The sequence below is a fragment of the Bdellovibrio sp. SKB1291214 genome, from assembly GCF_002209355.2.
In the GTDB taxonomy this organism is placed as follows: Bacteria; Bdellovibrionota; Bdellovibrionia; order Bdellovibrionales; family Bdellovibrionaceae; genus Bdellovibrio.
Map to the genome: position 1 here is coordinate 1,742,289 of NZ_CP106855.1, position 20,701 is coordinate 1,762,989.

At 44.2% G+C, this 20,701-nt stretch carries 22 protein-coding genes and 1 tRNA gene; 4 read left to right on the plus strand and 19 right to left on the minus strand.

Annotation, left to right across the window (positions count from 1 at the left end; all coding sequences use genetic code 11):
- The first annotated feature begins 23 nt into the window (after nt 1–23).
- From B9G69_RS08665 to B9G69_RS08680, 4 genes are all read left to right on the plus strand, one after another.
- Nucleotides 24–239, plus strand: a complete 216-nt coding sequence (locus tag B9G69_RS08665) for a hypothetical protein (RefSeq protein ID WP_088615927.1) — start codon at nt 24–26, stop codon at nt 237–239.
- A 6-nt stretch (nt 240–245) separates the two neighbouring features.
- The gene (locus B9G69_RS08670; RefSeq protein ID WP_088615926.1) at nt 246–1,292 is read left to right on the plus strand and encodes a PLP-dependent cysteine synthase family protein; all 1,047 of its coding nucleotides are present in this window, start codon (nt 246–248) and stop codon (nt 1,290–1,292) included.
- Complete coding sequence (locus B9G69_RS08675; protein ID WP_416220934.1) at nt 1,285–2,466, plus strand: cystathionine gamma-synthase; 1,182 nt, start codon at nt 1,285–1,287, stop codon at nt 2,464–2,466. Before B9G69_RS08670 ends, B9G69_RS08675 begins: the two co-directional genes overlap by 8 nt.
- Nucleotides 2,467–2,522: 56 nt before the next feature.
- Nucleotides 2,523–2,598, plus strand: a tRNA-Phe gene (locus B9G69_RS08680).
- A 76-nt stretch (nt 2,599–2,674) separates the two neighbouring features.
- Here B9G69_RS08680 and B9G69_RS08685 read toward each other — a convergent pair.
- The 19 genes from B9G69_RS08685 to B9G69_RS08775 all read right to left on the minus strand — a co-directional run bounded on the left by B9G69_RS08685 (nt 2,675) and on the right by B9G69_RS08775 (nt 20,649).
- Entirely contained in the window at nt 2,675–3,151 is a 477-nt protein-coding gene (locus B9G69_RS08685) for a Dps family protein (protein ID WP_088615924.1), read from the minus strand.
- A 104-nt stretch (nt 3,152–3,255) separates the two neighbouring features.
- A complete protein-coding gene (locus tag B9G69_RS08690; protein ID WP_088615923.1) occupies nt 3,256–3,837 on the minus strand; it encodes a DNA-3-methyladenine glycosylase in 582 nt (193 codons plus the stop codon).
- Complete coding sequence (gene pgeF, locus B9G69_RS08695; protein ID WP_088615922.1) at nt 3,834–4,532, minus strand: peptidoglycan editing factor PgeF; 699 nt, start codon at nt 4,530–4,532, stop codon at nt 3,834–3,836. Before pgeF ends, B9G69_RS08690 begins: the two co-directional genes overlap by 4 nt.
- The gene (locus B9G69_RS08700) at nt 4,529–5,488 is read right to left on the minus strand and encodes an RluA family pseudouridine synthase (protein ID WP_088617212.1); all 960 of its coding nucleotides are present in this window, start codon (nt 5,486–5,488) and stop codon (nt 4,529–4,531) included. The genes pgeF and B9G69_RS08700 overlap by 4 nt, the downstream gene beginning before the upstream one ends.
- Before the next feature lie 52 nt (nt 5,489–5,540).
- Nucleotides 5,541–6,179, minus strand: a complete 639-nt coding sequence (locus B9G69_RS08705; protein WP_088615921.1) for a helix-turn-helix domain-containing protein — start codon at nt 6,177–6,179, stop codon at nt 5,541–5,543.
- A 7-nt stretch (nt 6,180–6,186) separates the two neighbouring features.
- The gene (locus tag B9G69_RS08710; protein WP_088615920.1) at nt 6,187–7,158 is read right to left on the minus strand and encodes a P-loop NTPase; all 972 of its coding nucleotides are present in this window, start codon (nt 7,156–7,158) and stop codon (nt 6,187–6,189) included.
- Between the two features lie 8 nt (nt 7,159–7,166).
- Nucleotides 7,167–7,871, minus strand: coding sequence for a tRNA (adenosine(37)-N6)-threonylcarbamoyltransferase complex dimerization subunit type 1 TsaB (tsaB, locus tag B9G69_RS08715; protein ID WP_176400965.1), 705 nt, complete (start codon nt 7,869–7,871; stop codon nt 7,167–7,169).
- The gene (gene rseP, locus B9G69_RS08720) at nt 7,868–9,544 is read right to left on the minus strand and encodes an RIP metalloprotease RseP (RefSeq protein WP_254916920.1); all 1,677 of its coding nucleotides are present in this window, start codon (nt 9,542–9,544) and stop codon (nt 7,868–7,870) included. Before rseP ends, tsaB begins: the two co-directional genes overlap by 4 nt.
- 76 nt (nt 9,545–9,620) lie before the next feature.
- A complete protein-coding gene (locus B9G69_RS08725) occupies nt 9,621–10,409 on the minus strand; it encodes a phosphatidate cytidylyltransferase (protein WP_265438037.1) in 789 nt (262 codons plus the stop codon).
- Nucleotides 10,410–10,425: 16 nt separating this feature from the next.
- Nucleotides 10,426–11,157 carry an isoprenyl transferase gene (locus B9G69_RS08730; RefSeq protein WP_088615918.1) on the minus strand — a complete coding sequence of 244 codons (732 nt, stop codon included), beginning with the start codon at nt 11,155–11,157 and terminating at the stop codon, nt 10,426–10,428.
- A gap of 14 nt (nt 11,158–11,171) precedes the next feature.
- Nucleotides 11,172–11,738 carry a ribosome recycling factor gene (gene frr / locus B9G69_RS08735; RefSeq protein ID WP_088615917.1) on the minus strand — a complete coding sequence of 189 codons (567 nt, stop codon included), beginning with the start codon at nt 11,736–11,738 and terminating at the stop codon, nt 11,172–11,174.
- Nucleotides 11,739–11,761: 23 nt separating this feature from the next.
- Complete coding sequence (gene pyrH, locus B9G69_RS08740; RefSeq protein WP_088615916.1) at nt 11,762–12,475, minus strand: UMP kinase; 714 nt, start codon at nt 12,473–12,475, stop codon at nt 11,762–11,764.
- Nucleotide 12,476: 1 nt separating this feature from the next.
- A complete protein-coding gene (gene tsf / locus B9G69_RS08745; protein WP_088615915.1) occupies nt 12,477–13,403 on the minus strand; it encodes a translation elongation factor Ts in 927 nt (308 codons plus the stop codon).
- Nucleotides 13,404–13,555: 152 nt separating this feature from the next.
- Nucleotides 13,556–14,479 carry a 30S ribosomal protein S2 gene (gene rpsB, locus B9G69_RS08750; RefSeq protein WP_088615914.1) on the minus strand — a complete coding sequence of 308 codons (924 nt, stop codon included), beginning with the start codon at nt 14,477–14,479 and terminating at the stop codon, nt 13,556–13,558.
- 267 nt (nt 14,480–14,746) lie between these two features.
- Nucleotides 14,747–15,886 (minus strand): NAD(P)-binding protein, encoded by a 1,140-nt coding sequence (locus B9G69_RS08755; RefSeq protein ID WP_265438038.1) that lies wholly within the window; start codon nt 15,884–15,886, stop codon nt 14,747–14,749.
- 55 nt (nt 15,887–15,941) lie between these two features.
- A complete protein-coding gene (locus B9G69_RS08760) occupies nt 15,942–16,775 on the minus strand; it encodes a CFI-box-CTERM domain-containing protein (RefSeq protein ID WP_088615912.1) in 834 nt (277 codons plus the stop codon).
- A 74-nt stretch (nt 16,776–16,849) separates the two neighbouring features.
- Nucleotides 16,850–18,889 carry a replication restart helicase PriA gene (priA, locus tag B9G69_RS08765; RefSeq protein ID WP_088615911.1) on the minus strand — a complete coding sequence of 680 codons (2,040 nt, stop codon included), beginning with the start codon at nt 18,887–18,889 and terminating at the stop codon, nt 16,850–16,852.
- Nucleotides 18,886–19,740: a hypothetical protein gene (locus B9G69_RS08770; RefSeq protein ID WP_088615910.1), complete on the minus strand. Its 855-nt coding sequence runs from the start codon at nt 19,738–19,740 to the stop codon at nt 18,886–18,888. Before B9G69_RS08770 ends, priA begins: the two co-directional genes overlap by 4 nt.
- A gap of 27 nt (nt 19,741–19,767) precedes the next feature.
- The gene (locus tag B9G69_RS08775) at nt 19,768–20,649 is read right to left on the minus strand and encodes a UTP--glucose-1-phosphate uridylyltransferase (RefSeq protein ID WP_088615909.1); all 882 of its coding nucleotides are present in this window, start codon (nt 20,647–20,649) and stop codon (nt 19,768–19,770) included.
- Between the last annotated feature and the right edge of the window lie 52 nt (nt 20,650–20,701).

Consider the following 20,701-nt stretch of genomic DNA (forward strand, 5'->3'; position numbering starts at 1 on the left):
AGTGGCCCAGTTGGGGGAATTCCATGGCAGATATCGAGACAAAGCAGAAAACTGTATCTCTTGAAAAGTTGGTCGACGAGTTGATGAAAGCACAACCGAACAACAATCTTGTGAAACAGCTGACTTCAGAGCTCGGCATGGACTATTCCGCGGATCCAATGACTCAAATGAATACAGTTTTGCAGTCCATGAACACAGTCTTACTTCGCCCCAACAGAAGAAGAGACTTAGAAAGCTAGTCGATCATGTCACAAATCTATAATTCGATCCTTGAAACTATCGGTAACACGCCGATGGTGGAACTTCATAAGGTAACAAAAGGTTCTAAACACAAATTCTTCGCGAAAGTGGAGTATTTCAACCCAGGTGGCAGCATCAAGGATCGCGTTGCAGTAGCAATGATCGAAGAGGCTGAAAAGCGTGGCGATTTGAAGCCAGGTGGCACGATTGTTGAGGCAACATCGGGAAATACAGGTGTTGGTCTGGCTTTGGCAGCGGCAGTTAAGGGATATAAATGTATCTTCGTGATGCCAGAAAAGATGTCTGAAGAAAAAAGATCCATTTTAAAAGCTTACGGCGCTCAAGTGGTAATTACACCGATGGTGGAGCCTGAGCACCCACTGAGCCACTATACCGTATCAAAAAAGATCGCTGAAAGTATTCCAGGCGGATTCTTGGCGAATCAATTCTTTAATAACGACAATCCTACCCGTCACTATCAAACAACAGGGCCTGAAATCTGGAAGCAGACAGATGGCAAAGTGGACGTTTTGGTTGGCGGCGCTGGAACGGGCGGAACACTGTCAGGTTGTGCCAAGTATCTTAAAGAGCAAAACAAAGGCGTGAAAGTTATTTGCGCGGACCCTATTGGTTCTATCCTTTACGATTTGTTCTATCATAAGAAAATTGTTGATCCTCCTGGTTCGTATAAGGTGGAAGGTATCGGAGAGGACATGCTTCCAGGCAACGTTCATTTAGATATCTATGATGGGTTTGTTCGTGTCGGTGACCCAGAAGCTTTCGCAATGACTCGTCGTTTGGTGTCTGAAGAAGGTCTTTTAGTTGGACCATCTAGTGCAACGGCCTTAGTCGCAGCGATGAAATACGCTGAAACTTTGGAAAAACCCTCCAATATCGTTGTGGTTTTCCCTGACAGCGGTCGTCAGTATTTAAGTAAAGCATTTAATGACAAGTGGATGGTGGAAAACGGTTTCTTGAATGAAAAAGAGACTCACACAGTATTTAATCGTGTTGTTTCTGCTGAAGAAGCCCTAAAAAATCTAAATAAGTAATAGGTGCCTGATGAAAAATACAGATTCTAAACTTGGTTTTGCAACTCGCGCGATTCATGCCGGTCAAACCCCTGATCCGACCACTGGAGCAATCATGACTCCGGTTTATATGACCTCGACTTATGTACAATCTTCTCCAGGGGTTCATAAGGGGTGGGAGTATTCTCGTACTCACAATCCCACTCGTCGTGCCTATGAAAATTGCATGGCCAGTCTTGAAAGTGGTAAATACGGTTTTGCTTTTGCTTCAGGTTGCGCAGCCACCACTGTGATTTTGCATCTTATCAAAGGTGGCGACCATGTGATCGCAATGGACGATATGTACGGCGGCACGTTCCGTTTGTTTGATAAAGTTCTGAAACATGACGGGATGGAATTTTCTTTCGTAGATTTGACGAAAGTGGAAAATTTCGAAAAGGCGATCAAGCCAAATACGAAGATGGTATGGTTGGAAACTCCAACGAATCCTACATTGAAATTGGTGGATATCAAAAAAATCTGTGCAATCGCGAAAGCCAAAGGTATTTTAGTTGCAGTTGATAACACATTCATGAGCCCTTACTTCCAACGTCCCTTAGAATTAGGCGCGGATATCGTTGTTCACTCGGCGACAAAGTATATTGGTGGTCACAGTGACGTGGTTGGTGGTGTTGCAGTTACTTCAAGAGAAGACATTGCTGAGCGCATGGCTTTCTTGAGTAATTCGATGGGCCCTATTCAGGGACCTTTTGATTCGTTCATGTGCTTAAGAAGTCTGAAAACTTTACCTTTGCGTATGAAGGCTCACCAAGAAAATGCGATGGCTATCGCTCGCTTCCTGGAAGGGCATCCGAAGGTTGATAAAGTGATCTATCCAGGTCTTGAAAGCCACCCACAACATGCTTTGGCGAAAGAGCAAATGCATGGTTACGGTGGAATGATCACGTTCTATATTAAAGGTGGTATCGAAGCTGCCCGTAAGTTCTTGGAAAGCGTGGAAATCTTCGCGTTAGCGGAGAGCTTGGGTGGGGTTGAAAGTTTGATCGAACACCCGGCCATTATGACGCACGCCTCCGTACCAGCTGAAAACCGCAAGGCTCTAGGCATCGATGATAGCTTGATCCGACTATCTGTAGGCATTGAAGACCTTAATGATCTGATGGCAGACCTAAAATCTGCGTTCGCGAAAGTCTAATTGTTGACAGGCAAGGGGAGACAAAGTTAAACCAATGTCTCTTTGAACAAAAGAACGGCTTGGTAGCTCAGTTGGTAGAGCAGAGGACTGAAAATCCTTGTGTCGGCGGTTCAATTCCGTCTCAAGCCACCATTTAAAAAAACCCGCACTTGGCGGGTTTTTTTATGCCCAAAAACTGAAAAGGGCCTCTTTCGAGACCCTTTTAGAACTATTTCTTTTCTAGTAAAGCTCTTAACATCCAAGCTGTTTTTTCATGAACTTGAAGTCTTTGAGTTAAAAGATCAGCAGTTGGCTCATCGCTTGCTTTCTCTACGACTGCGAACAAACCGCGAGCCGTGCGAGCAACAGTTTCTTGGCCCAACACCAACGTCTCGATCATTTTTGTCGCGCTCAATTTTTCCCCGGGAACTTCTTTGATAGAAGAAAGTTTAGAGAACTCAGCGTAAGTACCTGGCGCATAATGACCCAATGCTCGGATACGTTCTGCGATCAAATCAACAGCAAGTGCAAGTTCGTTGTACTGAGTTTCAAACATCAGATGCAATGTTTGGAACATTGGACCTTCCACGTTCCAATGAAAATTATGTGTTTGAAGATAAAGCGTGTAAGTGTCTGCAAGAAGAGTCGATAGACCTTTTGCGATGTCTTTTCTGTCTTTATCATTGATACCGATGTTGATTTTCATAAAGCCTCCTATAGCGCCACTTATATTAGACTAAGAAGTCTTTGCTTTGAAACAAATTCCGGTATCGGACCAGGGCACCAACAAAACATTAACGTTTTCTAATACTATTTTTTAGAAACGAATTTGTTGTCGGCGATATAGAAACGCAAGGGCCATGCGGCAGCCTCCCCCGCGTAATCCACTCCGACTCGCGGTTTAGCGACGATCTGTTTAGCAGAGACTTTGAAACCGTCGTCCGTCAGATATAGCGATGATGTTTTTTTCCACAAAGAAACCCCATCGTGTTCCCTAGTGATATTGAAGTAGCGACACAATTTTCCAGGACCATTTGAAACTAAATCAGCCTTCGTGATTTTTTCTTTCTCTGGAAGTGGCTCTACCGCACGTATAAGTACCGCTTCCGGATGTTCTTCCGTACGAGTAACTATATTCAGACAATTGTACATTCCATAGATCAAATAGACGTAACTATGTCCCCCAGATAAATACATAGATTTCACGCGTGGTGTTTGTCTGCCCCCGAACGTGTGGCAGGCGGCGTCTTTGATGCCTAGATAAGCCTCGACCTCCACAATTCGAGCGATTTGTTCAATCTTTCCTGTTTTTATGTGTAGGGTTTTACCCAGTAGCGATTTTGCAACTGTCTGTGTATCCCCAAAATAGAAATCTTGAGGAATCAAACTCATGGAGTACGCACCACAAAACTGATTTGTCGGCCGGCGTTTTCTTTATCGCGACGGTGAGAATGAAAAAAGGAATCTTTCACGGTGTCGATATAAAGTGTCGATACCTTTTCCATGGAAATACCTTGTGACTCGAGTTGAGCTTTAACCACAAGACTCAGATCCACCTTGCTTTTTTCTGGGGATAAGTCTGTGTAAAACATCTTTTTCTCTTCACTGGACATTCCCAAAAGACTTGCCAAAATTTGATCGCGTACATCGTGACCAACTTCGAAACTATCTTGCTGAATGTGTGGGCCAATTGCCACTTCCAATTCCTCAGGAGAAATCCCGCGGCCGATAAGTTGTTGGATAGTATTTATTAAAATTCGATTCGCAACGCCACGCCAGCCAGCATGAACTCCGGCAACGGTGCCGGTTCTAGGGTGATAGAATAAAGCAGGAACACAATCAGCGGTAATTACACACAAAGCAAGATTCGGAGTTGTGGAGATATGTCCATCCGCATTGATTTGATAGTCTTTAGAGCTGTCTTTGGATTCAACTACGATATCTGTGTGAGTTTGCTTCACGCGCACGAAATCGAATTGGGGATAAGCGGATTTCAAATTTTGCAATTGCGATTCTTTGCCACCAAAAAAATAAGTAACTTGTGGATTTTTGATTTCATAACCCAGTGGAGTCTTATCAATGTTCATAACAGCCCCCACTTATGAATCAGCGCCCGAATATCGTCGGGCCATTCCTGTTTAAAGAACATACGCTCTTGAGTCCGTGGATGCGTAAAACCTAGTTCCGCAGCATGCAAAAGAAATCTTGGTAAGGCACGCAGATCTTCTTGAATTTGTCGCTGCTCAACGGACTTAATTTTTCTATCGGCGCCATATAGAGTGTCGCCCGCAATAGGAAGCCCATTTTCCGAAAGGTGTACTCGAATTTGATGTGTTCTGCCTGTCTCAAGTTTTAACTTCATATAACTAAGACCGCTTTTTCGATTCAACACTTCATAATGAGTCACCGCCCATTTTCCTACAGCTGGCGGATCTTCTTGATCTTGTAGGGGGCGGCGATCATCACCAATCACAGAAGCGTATTTTTTACGATCCACTGGATGACGAGCTAAAAAACTTTTGATGGTCCCGTTCAGGTTTCTGGAAGTTCCAATCGAGACCGCATAATAAATGCGATGGGTGCTACGTTCTTTGAACTGCGCTGTTAAAGATTCATGAGCTTTGTCATTCTTTGCTACGACGATCACTCCGCTTGTTTCCTTATCCAAGCGGTGAACAATTCCGGGACGCTCCTCACCAAATTTCATGGAGAGATTATCCGTGTGAGAAATAAGGGCGTTTACCAATGTATCGTGAGCATGGCCTGCGGCAGGGTGGACAACAAGTCCTGCAGGTTTGTTGATCACGATCACATCAGAATCTTCAAATAGTACATCTAGTTTTAGATCGTAAGATTGAAGTTCTGTGGGAACAGGGGCTGGAATTGTTACTTCTAAAGAGTCGCCCTCTTTAATAGGTAAAGAAGCTTTCGCGATTTTCCCATTTACTTTAACCATCGAGGTTTCGATGAGATGGGAAGCGCGCGAGCGAGTCTCAATTTCAGGAAGCAAAGTTAGTGCTTTATCCAGACGCAACCCAGCCATCTCAGAAGAGGCGTTTATCTGAATTATTTGAACGGAATTTTTTGAATTGGATTTATTTTCCAAGCGCTTTTTTGAAAGTCTTCATATAGGAGTCGGCGACAACCTTGTCGTTAACACCCAAAGCTCTTGCAATTTGCACCACGTATCCGCGAACAAACACAATTGCCGGAAGATTATCTGGTTCAGTTTTTTCAATCGCTTTGACGTACCACGCATTGATCTTCGTGATTTCGCTCATGCGCTCAACTGTGATGCCTTTATACTCGCGAACTTTTTTGATGAATTCGCCAGTCCAATTCTCTTGTGCCTTGATTTCAGCTTCCATCGCTTCATCTTTGGTGTAAGAGTTTGCTGGTTTTTTCTCGACAGGTTTTGCAGTTTCAGTTGGAGCGACCTTTTTGCTAGCCTCCACGATGGACGCATACGTCAGGTCGTTTAAGGAGGCCATTCCGCTTAATAGTCTTTGGTCATAAATATTACGTAGGATCTTGTTACCAAGAACTTGATAAGCTTCCTCGATTAAAACCAAAAACTCACGAGCTTCATGTTCTGAGAAGATAGTGTAAATTGCTGGATTTTCGCCTGAGTAGGTATTGCGCGCGCGCTCATAGGCTGCGGTCACTTCGTGTTGAGGTGAGCTCGCAGGTAGTTCAAGAATTTCGTAGTAATTATAACGAGTCGTCGCTTCCATGCACCTATTATACTACGGCGCGAAGTTCCTCGGGATCAATAAGTTGTTTGCACGTGGTCAAAAATTGTCCTGCAAGCCCTGTGAAGGGTTGTGCGAACAGCACGTGTTCACGGCCTTTTACGGACTGCCACACCGCATTGTCAAAGTCTATGGACGCCGCGAAATCAATACTAAGGTCGTAGTACTTATTGCAAACGCTTTTCATCCCGTATCCGAGTTCAGAATGATTTTGGTAACGGCAACTGTTAACGATCAAACGAACTGGTTTCGCAGTCATGCTTTCGAAGAAATCGTAGTGCAAGCCAGTTTGTTCTTTCAGAAATGAACGGAAAGAAAAGGGTTTACCCAGAGTTCTTTGGCGATGGCTGCGCAAAGTTGAAATCATGTTGCCGTAAGCATCTGGTGTGGAATCTTGCTTGAGCGTATGGCAGACGAATGCTTCGATAAAGCGATACGTTTTTTCGATGCTTGTTGGTTCTGGAGAAGTTACTAAAAATTTCTCATCAGCGGCTTTGAAAAGTTCCAGGTGCGGTTCCAATGCTCCTGCACCCAAATCAACAATCACATAATCAGCGCGAAGAGCGTGAAGTTGGGGAATCAACAGTTGAATTTGCTCCATCGTAAAGTCGATGGGGGACCAAGAATCCCAAAAGCCTTGTACATAAGATAAATTTGAATACTGAGTTGGGATCACAAGCTCTTGTAGGGATTTTACGCCTTCAAAGTAGTGTCTGATGTTCATGTGAGAAGGATTAACACCTAAAACAGTGTGTACGTTTGCGCCACTTAAATCCAAATCTACGATGACGACTGTGTGACCCAATTTAGAAAGAGTGATCCCCAGACTTGAAGAGACGAATGTTTTGCCAACGCCACCTTTGCCAGATGCGGTCACCCAAATCTTTGCAGCAGATTTTTCATTGGAAAAAGTTTTGAAATTCAACGGTTCAACATTGTCGTTTTCGAAGTCGCGTTCCATGGACTGTCCTATTTCAACGGGGTGATCAAAATCCCTTTTTTTGTCTCTTCGGCTTCAGATGCGCGAATATAAAGAGGAATAAACGATTTCCAGTCTAAAGTTTGACCACGTTGCGCATGCTTTTCAGCCATCAAACCAAGAGTTCGCGCGTGAGGTTCATCCGAAAAATTCGAGTCGCGATGCATTTTGCTTTTCAAATTTTCAGGAAAGTATTCGTGGTATGTCTCCCAGCCATCACCAACAACCGTTACGTCCATGTCGATATGTTGTGACAATTCGCGAACTGGAATCGCGGCGGGACCTTTCAAGTAAATGGGTTCATCTCCTGAACAGTCGAAAAGGCCTAGATAGACCATGTTCTTGTAAGCATTCATGATTGCTAAAACGGGCCGCTTTGATTCCCGAGCTTGTTCTGCTAACAAAGTTAGTGAATCGATCGTTACCATGGGCTTATTAAAGCTATACGCGTAGGTCTTGCCAGCATTAGCAGCTACACGAATACCTGTAAAACTCCCGGGACCCTGGCCAACCGCAAAGACATCAATGTCTTCCAATTTAAGTCCGGCCGCTTTTAAGGTGTTTTCAACGAAAGGCGAGATAATTTCCGTATGGGATTTTTGTCGCTGAGAAGATTCCTCAGCGACGACTTTTCCATCTTGTATCACAGCGACCCCGCCAAGCAGGGTGCTGGTTTCCATGGCTAAGACTTTCATAGACCGAACAGGCGAGTAAAGTCATTGAACAGGGCAAATACCATTAAGCTCATCAGTAAGGCCATGCCGACCTGCTGAGCGATTTCCATCTTACGAAGACTTAGTGGGGCGCCTTTAACAACCTCGATCACATAGAATACCAAGTGACCGCCATCCAGTACAGGAATCGGCAAAAGATTCAGGATGAACAGGTTCACAGAAATGATGGCCATCATTTGCAAGAACGGGGTGATACCCATTTTATAAGTTTCACCCGCAGCCTGCCCGATAGAAATCACGCCGCCAATATTCTTAGGAGAAATTTTTGCTTCGAACAGACGGACAAAGCTCATCACAGTCATCACTGTGAAGTCCCAAGTTTTTTCTGTGCCGCGAACAACAGCTTCGAATGGATTCGTTGTACGCACGACGATTGTTTCAGGGAATGCTAGATTTGCAACCGGGGCGATACCAATTGTGTAACGTTTTTCTTCGCCACCTGCCGCAGTCATTTGCGTCGTCATTTTAGGTGTAATTTTCAAATCAACGTTTTGACCTTCACGCATAACTTTGATGTCGACTGGATTCTTACCATCGAAGGATTTGATGTTTGCGATCACATCATCCCACTTAACCAAAGTAACGTTATTGATGGATACCAAACGATCCCCATCTTTTAAACCCGCTGCTTGCGCCGGAGAGTTTTCCATAACTTTACCCAAGTAAAGTTCAGAAGACTCAAGGCCCAACGCTGCCAAGTTAAAGGACTTCATGCTTTCAAGAGGAGCCATTGTCAAAGTGATAGCTTTATCTTCTTTATCACCTTCACGTTTACCCATTACTTCAAGAGTAAGTGGTTCTTTGGAATTTAATTTCGCCAAAGTTGAATCCAGATCTCTCCAATAACCAACCTTAGTTCCATTAATTGCAGTGATTGAATCACCAGTACGCAAACCTAGTGCGTATAGTGGTGAGTTTCCAATCACACCAACAGTTGTTCCAGATGACATTGCCGTCATGCCTTCAACGTTAGCTATGAAATTATAAGAACTTAAAATATTTGGATTGGGTTCTGCTTTAGCAAGGACTGCGACCTTAGACGTCGTTTCGCTGCCTTGGTGTTGAACTACAACATCCAAGTGAAGATCTTGTTCTTGTTTTAGGCTCAATAGCTTTTGGATTTCTTCCCAAGTATTGATCTTTTTTTCGTTGATGGAAATGATGCGATCGCCAGAACGAAATCCTGCCTCATAAGCTGCAGATTTCGGATTGATGTCACCAAGGACTGGAAGTTTTGCATCTTCACCAATCATTGCAACTGCCATCATAACGACAATCGCAAAGAAAAAATTCATCAAAGGCCCAGCAAGTACAACGGCGATACGTTGCCACACAGTTTTGTGTGTGAAGGAAACTTTTTTGTCTTCTTCAGAAATGCTGTCGCCAGGTTGCTCGCCAAACATCTTTACGTATCCACCAAGAGGGACGATGGACAGTGCGTATGTTGTGTCACCTTTTTTATATTTTAGGATTTTTTTGCCAAAGCCCAAGCTGAACACTTCAACTCTAACGCCACACCAGCGCGCCACTAAAAAGTGACCAAGCTCATGAACGAAAATTAAAATACCTAGTAGGACTACGAAAGGAACACCAAAAGACACGATTTTATTAGCGAAGCCAAAGATCATTTCCATCCGAATATTCTAATTGGATGCGGCTCGCCGGAGCTACTAAATTACATACTTTATGTCGGGGTGCTCGACTTTCTTCTTATGACAAAAGATGAGATAGGATCACAACACCGAGCAAAATAACAGGACTTGCGAATAGGACGCCATCAATTCGATCTAACACACCACCGTGGCCGGGCATAATCTTACCAGAGTCCTTAACCTCCGCTACGCGTTTAAGTAGGGATTCGAAGAAGTCTCCGAACTGAGCGACATATCCTGAGACAGCTGCCAGTCCCACAATGAAATAGCCTGAATAACCAGTTAAAAGAAACTTCCAACAGATGGTGCCCGCCACTACGGAGCCCAAAATTCCACCCAAGGATCCTTCCCAAGTTTTCTTAGGAGAAACGGTCGGCATGACTTTGTGTTTTCCAAATAGAACACCAAAGCAGTACGCCATCGTGTCGCCAGCAAAAACAACAGCCAGCAAATAGATAAACCAGAAAAGGCCAAAATCTTGATCAAGAAGTCGGAACGCAAATGACGGTAAAAGGCCCACGTACATCAAACCCAACGCTGAATGCGCTTGGAATTTAGTCATACGCTGCAAATCACCTGACTTGTGAAGTTTAAGTAAGCTGATTATCGTAAGCGCAATTAAAGACATCGCATAAACAATTGCGCCTAAATTCAAAGCCATTGTGGAAACTAAAAATACGAGAAATGATAATACGAAAAAAGAGGACTTTAGCAGCTTGGAAGTTTCTGATTTAAACAGAATTCCTAACAGCTCCCACGCACTTAATGCTACTGCAACAGCGATGATAATTTTTAATCCAGTGATCTGCAGGAAATAATAAAGTGCAAAAATAATTGCCAATGCCACGAGGGCAGAGGCGGCTCTAATTAGAAAGCTTTTCCAAGTTGTCATTTGTAGAGACCTTGCCATAACGGCGTTGTCTCACGGAAAAAGCAGAAAGGGCTTCCTCTAGATGAGCTTCTGTGAAGTTAGGCCACAGAGTTTCCGTGAAGTAGAATTCCGAATAAGCGGCCTGCCATAACAAGAAATTTGAAAGTCGTTGTTCGCCGCTTGTTCTAACGATCAAATCAGGATCTGGAGTCGGATACGTGCTTAACGAAGTGCTAATCAAAGCCTCATCGATATCGTCAGGTTTAATTTCACCTTTAACAATTCTGTTCGCGATATCACGAACCGCCAAAGTCATTTCCTGACGAGAGCCATAGCTCAATGCAAAGACAAGATTTAAGCCTGTGCATTTAGATGTAGCTTCGCGAGCTTGTTGAATTGCTTTGTAAACATCAGCAGGAACTTTCGATAGATCGCCGATCACAGAAAAACGGATGTTTTCTTTAACCAGATTGCTTGTTTCCTTGCTTAGATAACGGCGCAGAATTTTCATCAAAAATGAAACTTCTGCTTGCGGACGGAACCAGTTTTCAGTCGAGAAAGCATATAGAGTAAGGTTTTTGATACCTTTGCGAGAACAAGAAGTAATGATCTTCTTTGCGACACGAGTACCTTTGATGTGACCAAAAGTACGTGGCTTTCGTTTGAGCTGAGCCCAACGACCGTTACCATCCATAATGATTGCAATATGCTTAGGTAGAGTCACCGGGCTCCCAAAACCTAGATAGTCAAAATTGACTTTTCTTTTTCTTCAGCGATTTGATCTACTTTTTTGATCATATCATCTGTCACTTTTTGAATGTCAGTTTCACCTTTTTTAGCTTCGTCTTCGCTTAGAGGTGCTTTTTTGTCAGCTTTCATTTTTTTGATAGCTTCATTGGCATCACGGCGAGCCATACGAACAGCCACGCGCGCTTCTTCAGCGATTTTCTTAACTTGCTTAGCAAGGTCTTTACGACGTTCTTCAGTTAAATCAGGAACTTTCAAACGAATCACTTTACCATCGTTCATCGGAGCCATGCCCAATTCAGATTTGATGATCGCTTGTTCGATGTCTTTAAGGATAGATACTTCCCAAGGCGCGATAAGGAAAGATTTAGCATCTGGAGTAGATACTGAAGCGACTTGTGATAGTGGAGAAGGATTGCCGTAATAGTTTACGCGGATGCTATCAAGCATAGAAACTTGAGCACGGCCTGTACGGATTTTTTTAAGCTCTTCACCTAAAGCATTAATGGATTTATCCATTTGTGCTTGGGCATTCTTTTTAATTTCAGCGATTGCCATGTTGAGGTCCCCTTAGTTGCGCTCTAGTGAACTAGAGTGCCGATGTTTTCACCTTGAACAGCTTTAAGGATATTACCTGGAACTGAAAGGTCAAAAGTAATAATAGGAAGTTTGTTATCCATGCACATTGAAATCGCTGTTGAGTCCATAACTTGCAAACCGCGATTTAGTACATCGATATAGCTGATTTTATCGAATTTCTTCGCATCAGCATGTTTCACAGGGTCTTTATCGTAGATACCGTCAACCTTAGTCGCTTTCATGATTACTTCGGCGTCGATTTCCATCGCGCGAAGAGAAGCGGCTGTATCTGTTGTGAAGTAAGGGTTACCAGTACCAGCACCGAAGATCACCAGGCGGTTTTTCTCCAAATGGCGAATAGCTCTGCGGCGGATATAAGGCTCTGCGATTTCGGCCATTTCAATAGCCGTTTGTACACGAGTCGGAACACCAGCTTTTTCAAGAGCATCTTGAAGAGCCAGGGCATTGATACAAGTTGCAAGCATACCCATGTAGTCAGCACTTGCGCGATCCATGCCTTCAGCGGATGCGGCAACACCCCGATAGATGTTACCGCCGCCAATTACGAGACCAATTTGAACGCCCGCTTTGTAAGCTTCTGCTACGTCGTTTGCAATCTGTGTGATTGTCGCAGTGTTAATACCAGTCCCTTGCTTTCCAGCAAGAGCCTCGCCACTTAACTTAAGCAAAATACGCTTATAAACAGGCGCTTTCAAATTAGTGTCCTTTCATTTGAGCTGCAACTTCAGCTGCAAAGTCGTTGGATTTCTTTTCGATACCAGCGCCTAATTCGAAACGAACGAAACGTTTAACAGTAACGTCAGCGCCAATTTCTTTACCAACATTTTTCGCCAACTCAGAAATTTTCAAGTCTGGGTTTTTAACGAAAGCTTGGTCCATCAAGCAGTTTTCAGCTAAGAATTTACGGATTTGACCTTCAACGATTTTTTCAATCATTTCTGGTTTTTTGCCTGATTCAAGGTTTTTAGCAGTTAGGATTTCTTTCTCTTTAGAAACAACATCCGCTGGGATTTGTTCAGAAGAGATCGCCATTGGGTTCATCGCAGCGATGTGCAATGCAACGTCTTGAGCGAAAGTTTTCAATGCAGGATTAGTTACAGCTTCTGGTTTAGAAGCAGCAACTTCAATCATAACACCGATTTTGCCTTCACCGTGAACGTACGTGTGAACCAAAGTGTTTGCAGAGGAAGTGTACTTTTCTTGACGACGAAGAACGATTTTTTCGCCGATAGTCGCAGTCGCTTCTGTGAAAAGGTCACCCAATTTCTTAGAAGTATCTTTAGAGAATGGTTGAGACAAAACATCAGCAGTAAGTTCAGTTTTGAACATGTGCTCTGCTACGTCAGCAGCCAAAGCTTTGAAACCGTCGTTACGAGCAACGAAGTCAGTTTCAGAGTTGATTTCCATAACAAGACCTGTGTTACCATTAAGTTGTGCGAATACCGCACCCTCAGCAGCAATACGATCAGCTTTTTTAGCTGCAGCGCCAAGACCTTTAACGCGCAACCATTCAACAGCAGCGTTGAAATCGCCAGCAGTCGCTTCAAGCGCCTTTTTGCAATCCATCATACCTGCGTTAGTTTTTTCTCTTAGCTCTTTAACAAGAGTAGCGGAAATAGACATTAGGAAGACTCCTTATAATAAGAACAGTAATAAAGATCTTTATCAAAATTTCCCCAGTGAAACCGGGGAGAGATGTCCCGCTGTTGCTTTAAGCGAAGCGGGACAAAGGAAAGGGTGGTCAAGCCACCCTTTCTTCAGCGAACTGACAGAAATTACTCTGCAGATTCGTCTTTGTTTTCAAGCTCAGCTTGGATTTCAACTTCTTCTGCTGTACCAGCAGCAACAAGTTTACGACCTTTGTTGGCTTTAACAACTGCAGGGCCTGCAGCTTTCTTAGGAGCTTCTTTAGCGCCAGCTTTTGCAGGAGCGCGACGTTTTGGAGCTGCGTCGTCACCTTTAGCTTCTTTAGCAACGTCAGATTGTTTGTCTGTCATTGTGCGGATTTTTTGTTCCCAAGTTTTAGAACCTTCGATGTAAGCGTCTGCAACTAGGTTAGCGAACAATTTGATAGAACGGATCGCATCGTCATTTCCTGGAATTGGGAAGTCGATAGACTCTGGATCAGAGTTTGTATCAGCGATACCAACAACAGTCATACCCAAGCGTTTAGCTTCAGCAACTGCGATGTGTTCTTTAGGAAGGTCTACTACGAACATTACAGAAGGCATTTCTTTCATGTCGCGAATACCGTTCAAGAACTCAGACAAACGAAGGTATTCTTTTTCGATTTTTGCGCGTTCTTTTTTAGTAAGGTAGTTGAATTCGCCTTTTTCTTTCATAGCATCAACTTTGCGAAGACGATCGATAGAAGATTTGATCGTTTCGAAGTTAGTCATCATGCCGCCCAACCAACGTTTAGTAACGTAGTATTGACCGCATTTTGCTGCTGCTTCTTGAACTGGCTCGATAGCTTGTTTTTTAGTACCAACGAAGATCATGCGACCACCGTTAGCAGCGATTTCTTTTACGTATTCAGCAGCTTTATTAGCGCGAACAACAGTCTTTTGAAGGTCGATAATGTGAATACCGCCTCTTGCTGTGTATACGTAAGGTTTCATTTTTGGGTTCCAACGCTGTGTTTGGTGTCCGAAGTGAACTCCAGCGTCTAGCATTTCTTTCATGGTAACTTGTGCCATGGTAGTACGTCCTTTCTGGTTATATCCTCCTCTTGTGCAGAGCCAGCTTTTTTTGATTCGCCGGAAGACCCCTTTTTCAGTACTCGGGGACCAGTTAGTGCTCAAGAGTGTGTTATTGTTGGACTCACGGGATATCATAGCGTGGCACAGAAGAGCAAGGATCTTTTGCTCAGTCTGGGAGCATGTTTTTTCGAATGGAAAGCGCCAAAAAGAAACGCCGCAACATTTCTGCGGCGGCGTTATTAAAGACCTAATTATTTCAACAACTTACATTGTTGCTTCGGAAAATTCTTCGGCCGGGGCTTCAGAAACTGCAGCCTCCTCAACTTTGAATCCCAATGAAGCGACTATCATTTCCGCCTGTAAAAGAGCTCCCACAAGGTTCTTTTGCTCGCTCAGAGGAGCGGAAGCCACCCATAGGTTTTCAAGGTTCGGGATCGTTTTGTTTGCACTTAGTTTCAAATCACCATTTCCGGCGATGTACGGGGAAACGAAGATTCTTTCAAGCTTCACATCGTCCAATGCTTCAGGGTAAGCGCGTTTGATTTGGCGTTTGATCTTTTTCAAGGTCATACCGACAACTTCGCTATCATCTGTCACTTCAGTTTCGATGAAAGTAATCCATTGAGAAGCTTGGATCATGTTTCCATCGACTTCCACTGCTGGCATAAAACGACCTGCGCACGGCCCGATTTCGTCTTGAGTTGTACCATTCAAGACGTGCATTGCTGTGGACTCTGTCACGGCTTTGCTGTGGCAGATATCCAAGCACAATGCTGTCCAGTAGCTGTTTTTGCCAAGTTTAGCGCGAGCACGTTGAGAAATCGCATCTTCTGGAAGAAGCAGCGATAAATCACGAACAGCTCCTGCAAAAATAAAGTTTTGAGCGTGAACAGTTTTAGAGCCATTGACTGTCACCGAAGTGATACGCTCGCCCTCTTGCTGGAACTTGGTCACATAGGAACGAGGCATGAACTCGCCCGTGAATTTTTCCAACAACATTTGAGTCCACTGGAAAGGTTGTAACTGAAGGTCGATGCGTTTGCTGGAAGTAAAATAGGAAAGCTCTTCCCAAAATGCTGGTGGATTTTCGCCAAATCCCAAGAAAGTTTTAAAATTACCGGAGTCGTAAGTGACAGGTGCCTCGTCTGAAACATCTGCGATAACTTTTTGACCCAATAGATTTTCCAGAAATCCCAGAGCTTTCTCAGACAAAACGGAATCGGGAACAAAACGAATACCGTTGTTGATAGGGCCTGTTGGAAAATTGATTTGTCTGTTGGCGCCGAACGCGTGGTCCAAGCCGTCCAACAAAACAACATTCTTAGTTTCGCGGCTAAGAGCAGCTGCGACGCTAAGACCTGTTAAACCACTACCGATAATTGCATAATCATAAATATGAGCCATGCAAATACAATCCCCCACAAGTCGGACTCTTTGCAAGAAGGAAGGCTGTGAATTTTTAGCTAACGCATTTAATCAATGTGCGCAAGACGGCTCTGACAGCGGGTTTGAGCCAAGAGTGCTTATCGAGTAAGCAAGCAATTGCAGGGGAGGTCTTATAGTAGAAGTAAACGAATTTTCTTCCAAAATAGGATTCCTTCAACACATCATCACGGAAGATCCGCAATGTTTGAACTTCGAAGGCCTGAGGACCAAACGCTGAGGTTGCGATAAAACAGCGTGGTCTTTCTTTGTCAGCCAACTTTAAAAAGTTCTTAACGACATTTGGATTCTTGGCCGAGCGAACAAAGGATTCTGCTTTTTTAATGATGTCTGGATAAATGGGCGTGAATTGGATAAACATCGCCAGTTGCTTGGCTGAATTTTGCATTCGCTCATGGTACTTGTCGTGAGTATCATAGATACGCATCAAATCCCAATAGACCGAAGCAACTACCGTGAGCTCCGTATGGCGAGCACTTTCTTTGAAGGCTTCCGGGCGAAGTTTTTCGCCTTTCTTAACTTCAAAAACAATGTCCAAAATCTTTAGGTATTTTTCATAGGCGATGGCAGCTTCAGCGTACATCTTTTGCCCCATGGAATTGCGGGCTTGTTTGATCAGCTGAACGCGGCTTTTCCAAAGTGCCAAACGATGTTGTTCGCGCGCACGTTCTTGTGCCATTAAGACGCCACCACTGCTAGTCGCTGCAGTTCTGCGTAAATCAGAAATACAACCTGCGCACACTTCTGGTGGCAAGCTTGCCTCTCCCGCCTGTGCTAATTTAGCACTGAGCTCTGGCTCAATCGGGTGAAGTTCTGTTACTTGAATTCCGCAGCGCGGGCATTGAATCATGGCTATCCTTGCCTAAATTAAACCGCTTCCGGCGAAGCCGAACGCATATACCTAGTTTAAATCCCAGAAGTGACTTAAAGCAAATTCATTGGATCGATGTCGATGACAATTTTTACTCCGGCAGGAACCCATTCTTGGTCCCCTAACAGCTGCCTAGAGAATGGATTCGTCAATGAGCCTTGTGACGATTTTACGAGGAGATGATATCTAAACTGTCCTCGCAACTTTGCGAGGGCGGCCTCGGCTGGACCTAAAACTTCGATGCCTTTATATTTCTCAATCTGAGCCTTTAGGCTATGTGCTCGTCTAGCTAAAAGTCGAGCGGTCTCTTCGACGGCACCTAATTTTGTACCTTGGATTCGAAAACTTACAAGCTTGCCACAGGGTGGATAGTTGAGGGCAGCGCGCACGTTAAGTTCATGGGTCGCAAAACCTTCGAAGTCATGGGACTTTGCAAAGGTTAAACTGTCGTGCTCTGTATTAAAGGTTTGAATGATCACCAGGCCCGGGCTTTCACCTTCTTTAACGTGACGACCACTTCGGCCGCTCATCTGCGTAATCAGTTGAAAGCTTCGTTCGGTGGCGCGGAAGTCGGGAAGATTGAAACCGACATCAGCAAGAACTAACCCGACCAATTTTAATTTTGGAAAATCTAATCCCTTGGCGATCATCTGCGTACCCACCAGAATGTCAATTTCGCCAGTTTCCATTCGCGCAATCAGGTCTTCCAGATCCGCGCGATTTTGAATTTCATCGCGGTCTGCACGTGCAATCACCTTGCCTGGGAAAAGTCTTGCCAGATCAGTTTCTAAGAGCTCAGTCCCGAGGCCGATAGCTTCGAGTTCGCCTTCTTTGCAATCAGGACATTTCTTTTTCATTTGCTCATGGTAGTCACAGTAATGGCATACCAAGTGAGAGCCAGCGTGTAAGGTCAAAGAGATATCGCAATTAGGACATTCGCGGGTGTGGCCGCAAGCAGGGCACACCACCATTTGCGCAATCCCACGACGGTTCAGAAAGAGAGCGCTTTGATCGCCGCGCTCGATTGTTTCGCGCATCCGTTCGAACAATTGAGGACTCATCCAATAAGGAAGATGCGAATACTTTTCGATCATTAGTTTTTGATGGTCGTCGTCAGCTTTTAATTTTCTAAGATCGATGATTTCAACATCAGGAAGGGCCCGCCCCGCTACGCGGTTTTTCAAGGGGTGAAGATGATATCTGCCCTCTTGTGCGTTTTTCCACGTTTCCAAACTTGGAGTCGCGGAACCCAATACCACAGGGCAGTTCATGATTTTACCCATCATGACGGCTGCATCCCGCCCGTTGTATTTCAATTTTTCATCTTGTTTGTAAGAGGGCTCATGCTCTTCGTCGACAATGATGATTCCCAAATCTGGAACGGGACAAAACAATGCCGATCTTGCGCCGATCAATATGGATTTACGTCCTTCGACAACATCCCACCATTGATTGGTGCGCTCACGATCTGTGAGTTGTGAATGAAGGGCCGCGATTTTATCCCCAAAGCGACGGGCGAAACGTTGAATCAACTGAGGTGTCAAAGATATCTCTGGCACTAGTACCATCCCACGTTTTCCCTCTTTTAAAGCTTTATCAAGTAAGCGCAGATAGACTTCTGTTTTACCTGATCCTGTTACGCCAAAAAGTAAATGCGTGGAAAATCCTTGGTGTTGAGCAATACCTTCAAATGATGATTTTTGTTCAGGTGTCAGTTCAGGAATTTTATCCGCATCCAGCTGAGGAATAACGGGTGCACGCTTACTTGCCCGTTGTTTGTCCGTCTTTTTTAACGGAGGAAAGGCAGACTGCACGACTTGTCCCACTGGATGAAGATAATAGCTTGCAAGCCATTCAAGCCATTTTACAAATGGATCTGGAAAGGGAGAGTATTCATCGTCAATCGAATCAATGGGCTTAACTTGAAATTCGGGAGTTTCCATCGCAGGCCCCAGAACAAGGCCTTTCGTTTTACGTTTTCCAAGGGGTACATTGACTAACTGGCCGCGAGTTAAGGGCTCTGGCGAGCTGTATGTCAAAGCCTCTGGAAGGGGAGCATCAACTGCAATCTTCCAGAGAGAAGGCACACTCATCTAAACCTCGAGTAAAATTCCATCACGGCATCTTTAGCGGAAAGTTTTTCCAAACCATCAAGCTTGGTATTGATATCCAAAGAATTCGGTTGGAACTGAGAAACCGCTGTTGCGGGTCTTGCCGAAGCGCTAATCAAACGAATCGTCGCTGTATTGTTGCCCCAACGAATGGTGCGCGTGCGAGGGTAATACAAGCCTTTTGCAAACTGGTTATAATTATCCGCGGTCATTTCTACTTGGCTTGGCAGTCGAATTTTACGAATGACGAATTGATCTTGTTCAATCCACAAGCCTGGATTGCTGTTTTTATCATCTTCTGGAGTTGGCTGGCCGAAAGCGTAGTTCACCACACCACCTGTGCGAGAGTAGCGTACCCAGCCTTCTGGTTCATACTTAACATCGTCGCCTTTTTTCACCGTCATACGTTTTGAATACGCACCATGAGGGATGATTTTCAAATTTGCCAACGTGGCTGCGAAGTTTTCAGAGCTTCTGAAGTTTAGGTATTTTTCCAGAAAGTCTTCTGGCGTTTTTTCGTTTTTCTTAGAACCGTTTACAATGGTCCAGCGTTGGCCCCCAGCATACAGAAACTGCATGCGGAAATTTCCTTGAAGTTCTTTGGTGCCAGTAACTGTCAGGCGCATCGTGCGGTCGTTATCGATCAACCAAGTTTCACGAAGATGGATCGTGTCGTCGCCATTTGCAAACTGCACTTCTTGTTCTATAGCGTAAATACCGCTGCCGGCATTATCAGAAGTTTTCTGCAAAATAGTTTTTGTGGGAAGAATAAATGCAGAGGCCAATACCGGACTCAAGACTCCAACAAAAGTTGCGACTAAAAACTTTTTCATACAGCCCCTTAATTGAATAACCAGTTACTATAATTTCTTAGCCAAATCTAAAATATAGGCTTTCAGTTCTGAACCTAATTCTGGATTTTTTAAAGCAAGCTCAATGTTCGCTTGCAGATAGCCTAGCTTATCACCAGCATCGTAGCGATCGGCACTAAAAGTCATCGCATAAAGACCTTTTTGTTCGCACAAAACTTTCATACTGTCGGTCAATTGAATCTCTCCGTTCAAAGACGGCTTCGCATTCAACAAAAGATCCATGATTGCATTGTCAAAGACGTAACGACCCGGCAGTGCCCAGCGACTTGTGGTTTCAGTGGGTTTTGGTTTTTCCACCAATGAAGTCACTTTGTAAAAGCCAGGAGTTTTTTCTTCGACTTCAGCAATACCGTATTTGGAGACGTCCTTATCACTGACTTTCATGATCGAGATCGTTGAAGTTTTAGTTTCTTCAAATGATCTGACGAGTTGAGAAGTCACGTTAGCTTCCCCGTTTGCTTCCATCGTAATCTCGTCACCCAAAAGAACGGCGAAAGGTTCTTTTCCAACGATCGGAAGACCACACGCGACTGCGTGTCCCAGGCCAAATGCATGTTTCTGGCGAATACTGATAATGTTAGCTGAGTCGCGAGCTTTATAAACTCGTTCCAGAAGTTTTGATTTTCCGTCTTTTTCAAGCTTGTCTTCTAGTTCGTAAGACATATCAAAAAAATCTTCGATCGCATGTTTTTGCCGACCTGCGATTAAAACAATATCTTCGATACCAGCTTTGATCGCCTCTTCAACCACGTACAGAATGATTGGAGCGTCGACAATCGTAAGCATTTCCTTGGGAACTGTCTTCGTTGCGGGAAGAAATCTTGTACCTAGACCTGCGGCTGGAATTATGGCTTTTTTTACTTTAGACATCCTCTTAAACTCGCAAACGTTTCATTCTAAGACAAGCTATAATCAACTGTGC

What these genes read in the sequence shown, in the direction of transcription:
- B9G69_RS08770 (WP_088615910.1), bottom strand. Translation starts at nt 19,740, where the DNA reads ATGAAAAAGTTTTTAGTCGCAACTTTTGTTGGAGTCTTGAGTCCGGTA.
- B9G69_RS08775 (WP_088615909.1), bottom strand. Translation starts at nt 20,649, where the DNA reads ATGTCTAAAGTAAAAAAAGCCATAATTCCAGCCGCAGGTCTAGGTACA.
- B9G69_RS08705 (WP_088615921.1), bottom strand. Translation starts at nt 6,179, where the DNA reads ATGGAAGCGACGACTCGTTATAATTACTACGAAATTCTTGAACTACCT.
- pgeF (WP_088615922.1), bottom strand. Translation starts at nt 4,532, where the DNA reads ATGAACATTGATAAGACTCCACTGGGTTATGAAATCAAAAATCCACAA.
- tsaB (WP_176400965.1), bottom strand. Translation starts at nt 7,871, where the DNA reads ATGAAAGTCTTAGCCATGGAAACCAGCACCCTGCTTGGCGGGGTCGCT.
- tsf (WP_088615915.1), bottom strand. Translation starts at nt 13,403, where the DNA reads ATGTCTATTTCCGCTACTCTTGTTAAAGAGCTAAGAGAAAAAACTAAC.
- B9G69_RS08670 (WP_088615926.1), top strand. Translation starts at nt 246, where the DNA reads ATGTCACAAATCTATAATTCGATCCTTGAAACTATCGGTAACACGCCG.
- B9G69_RS08760 (WP_088615912.1), bottom strand. Translation starts at nt 16,775, where the DNA reads ATGATTCAATGCCCGCGCTGCGGAATTCAAGTAACAGAACTTCACCCG.
- frr (WP_088615917.1), bottom strand. Translation starts at nt 11,738, where the DNA reads ATGGCAATCGCTGAAATTAAAAAGAATGCCCAAGCACAAATGGATAAA.
- rseP (WP_254916920.1), bottom strand. Translation starts at nt 9,544, where the DNA reads ATGGAAATGATCTTTGGCTTCGCTAATAAAATCGTGTCTTTTGGTGTT.
- B9G69_RS08710 (WP_088615920.1), bottom strand. Translation starts at nt 7,158, where the DNA reads ATGGAACGCGACTTCGAAAACGACAATGTTGAACCGTTGAATTTCAAA.
- B9G69_RS08665 (WP_088615927.1), top strand. Translation starts at nt 24, where the DNA reads ATGGCAGATATCGAGACAAAGCAGAAAACTGTATCTCTTGAAAAGTTG.
- B9G69_RS08755 (WP_265438038.1), bottom strand. Translation starts at nt 15,886, where the DNA reads ATGGCTCATATTTATGATTATGCAATTATCGGTAGTGGTTTAACAGGT.
- B9G69_RS08700 (WP_088617212.1), bottom strand. Translation starts at nt 5,488, where the DNA reads ATGGCTGGGTTGCGTCTGGATAAAGCACTAACTTTGCTTCCTGAAATT.
- priA (WP_088615911.1), bottom strand. Translation starts at nt 18,889, where the DNA reads ATGAGTGTGCCTTCTCTCTGGAAGATTGCAGTTGATGCTCCCCTTCCA.
- B9G69_RS08690 (WP_088615923.1), bottom strand. Translation starts at nt 3,837, where the DNA reads ATGAGTTTGATTCCTCAAGATTTCTATTTTGGGGATACACAGACAGTT.
- rpsB (WP_088615914.1), bottom strand. Translation starts at nt 14,479, where the DNA reads ATGGCACAAGTTACCATGAAAGAAATGCTAGACGCTGGAGTTCACTTC.
- B9G69_RS08685 (WP_088615924.1), bottom strand. Translation starts at nt 3,151, where the DNA reads ATGAAAATCAACATCGGTATCAATGATAAAGACAGAAAAGACATCGCA.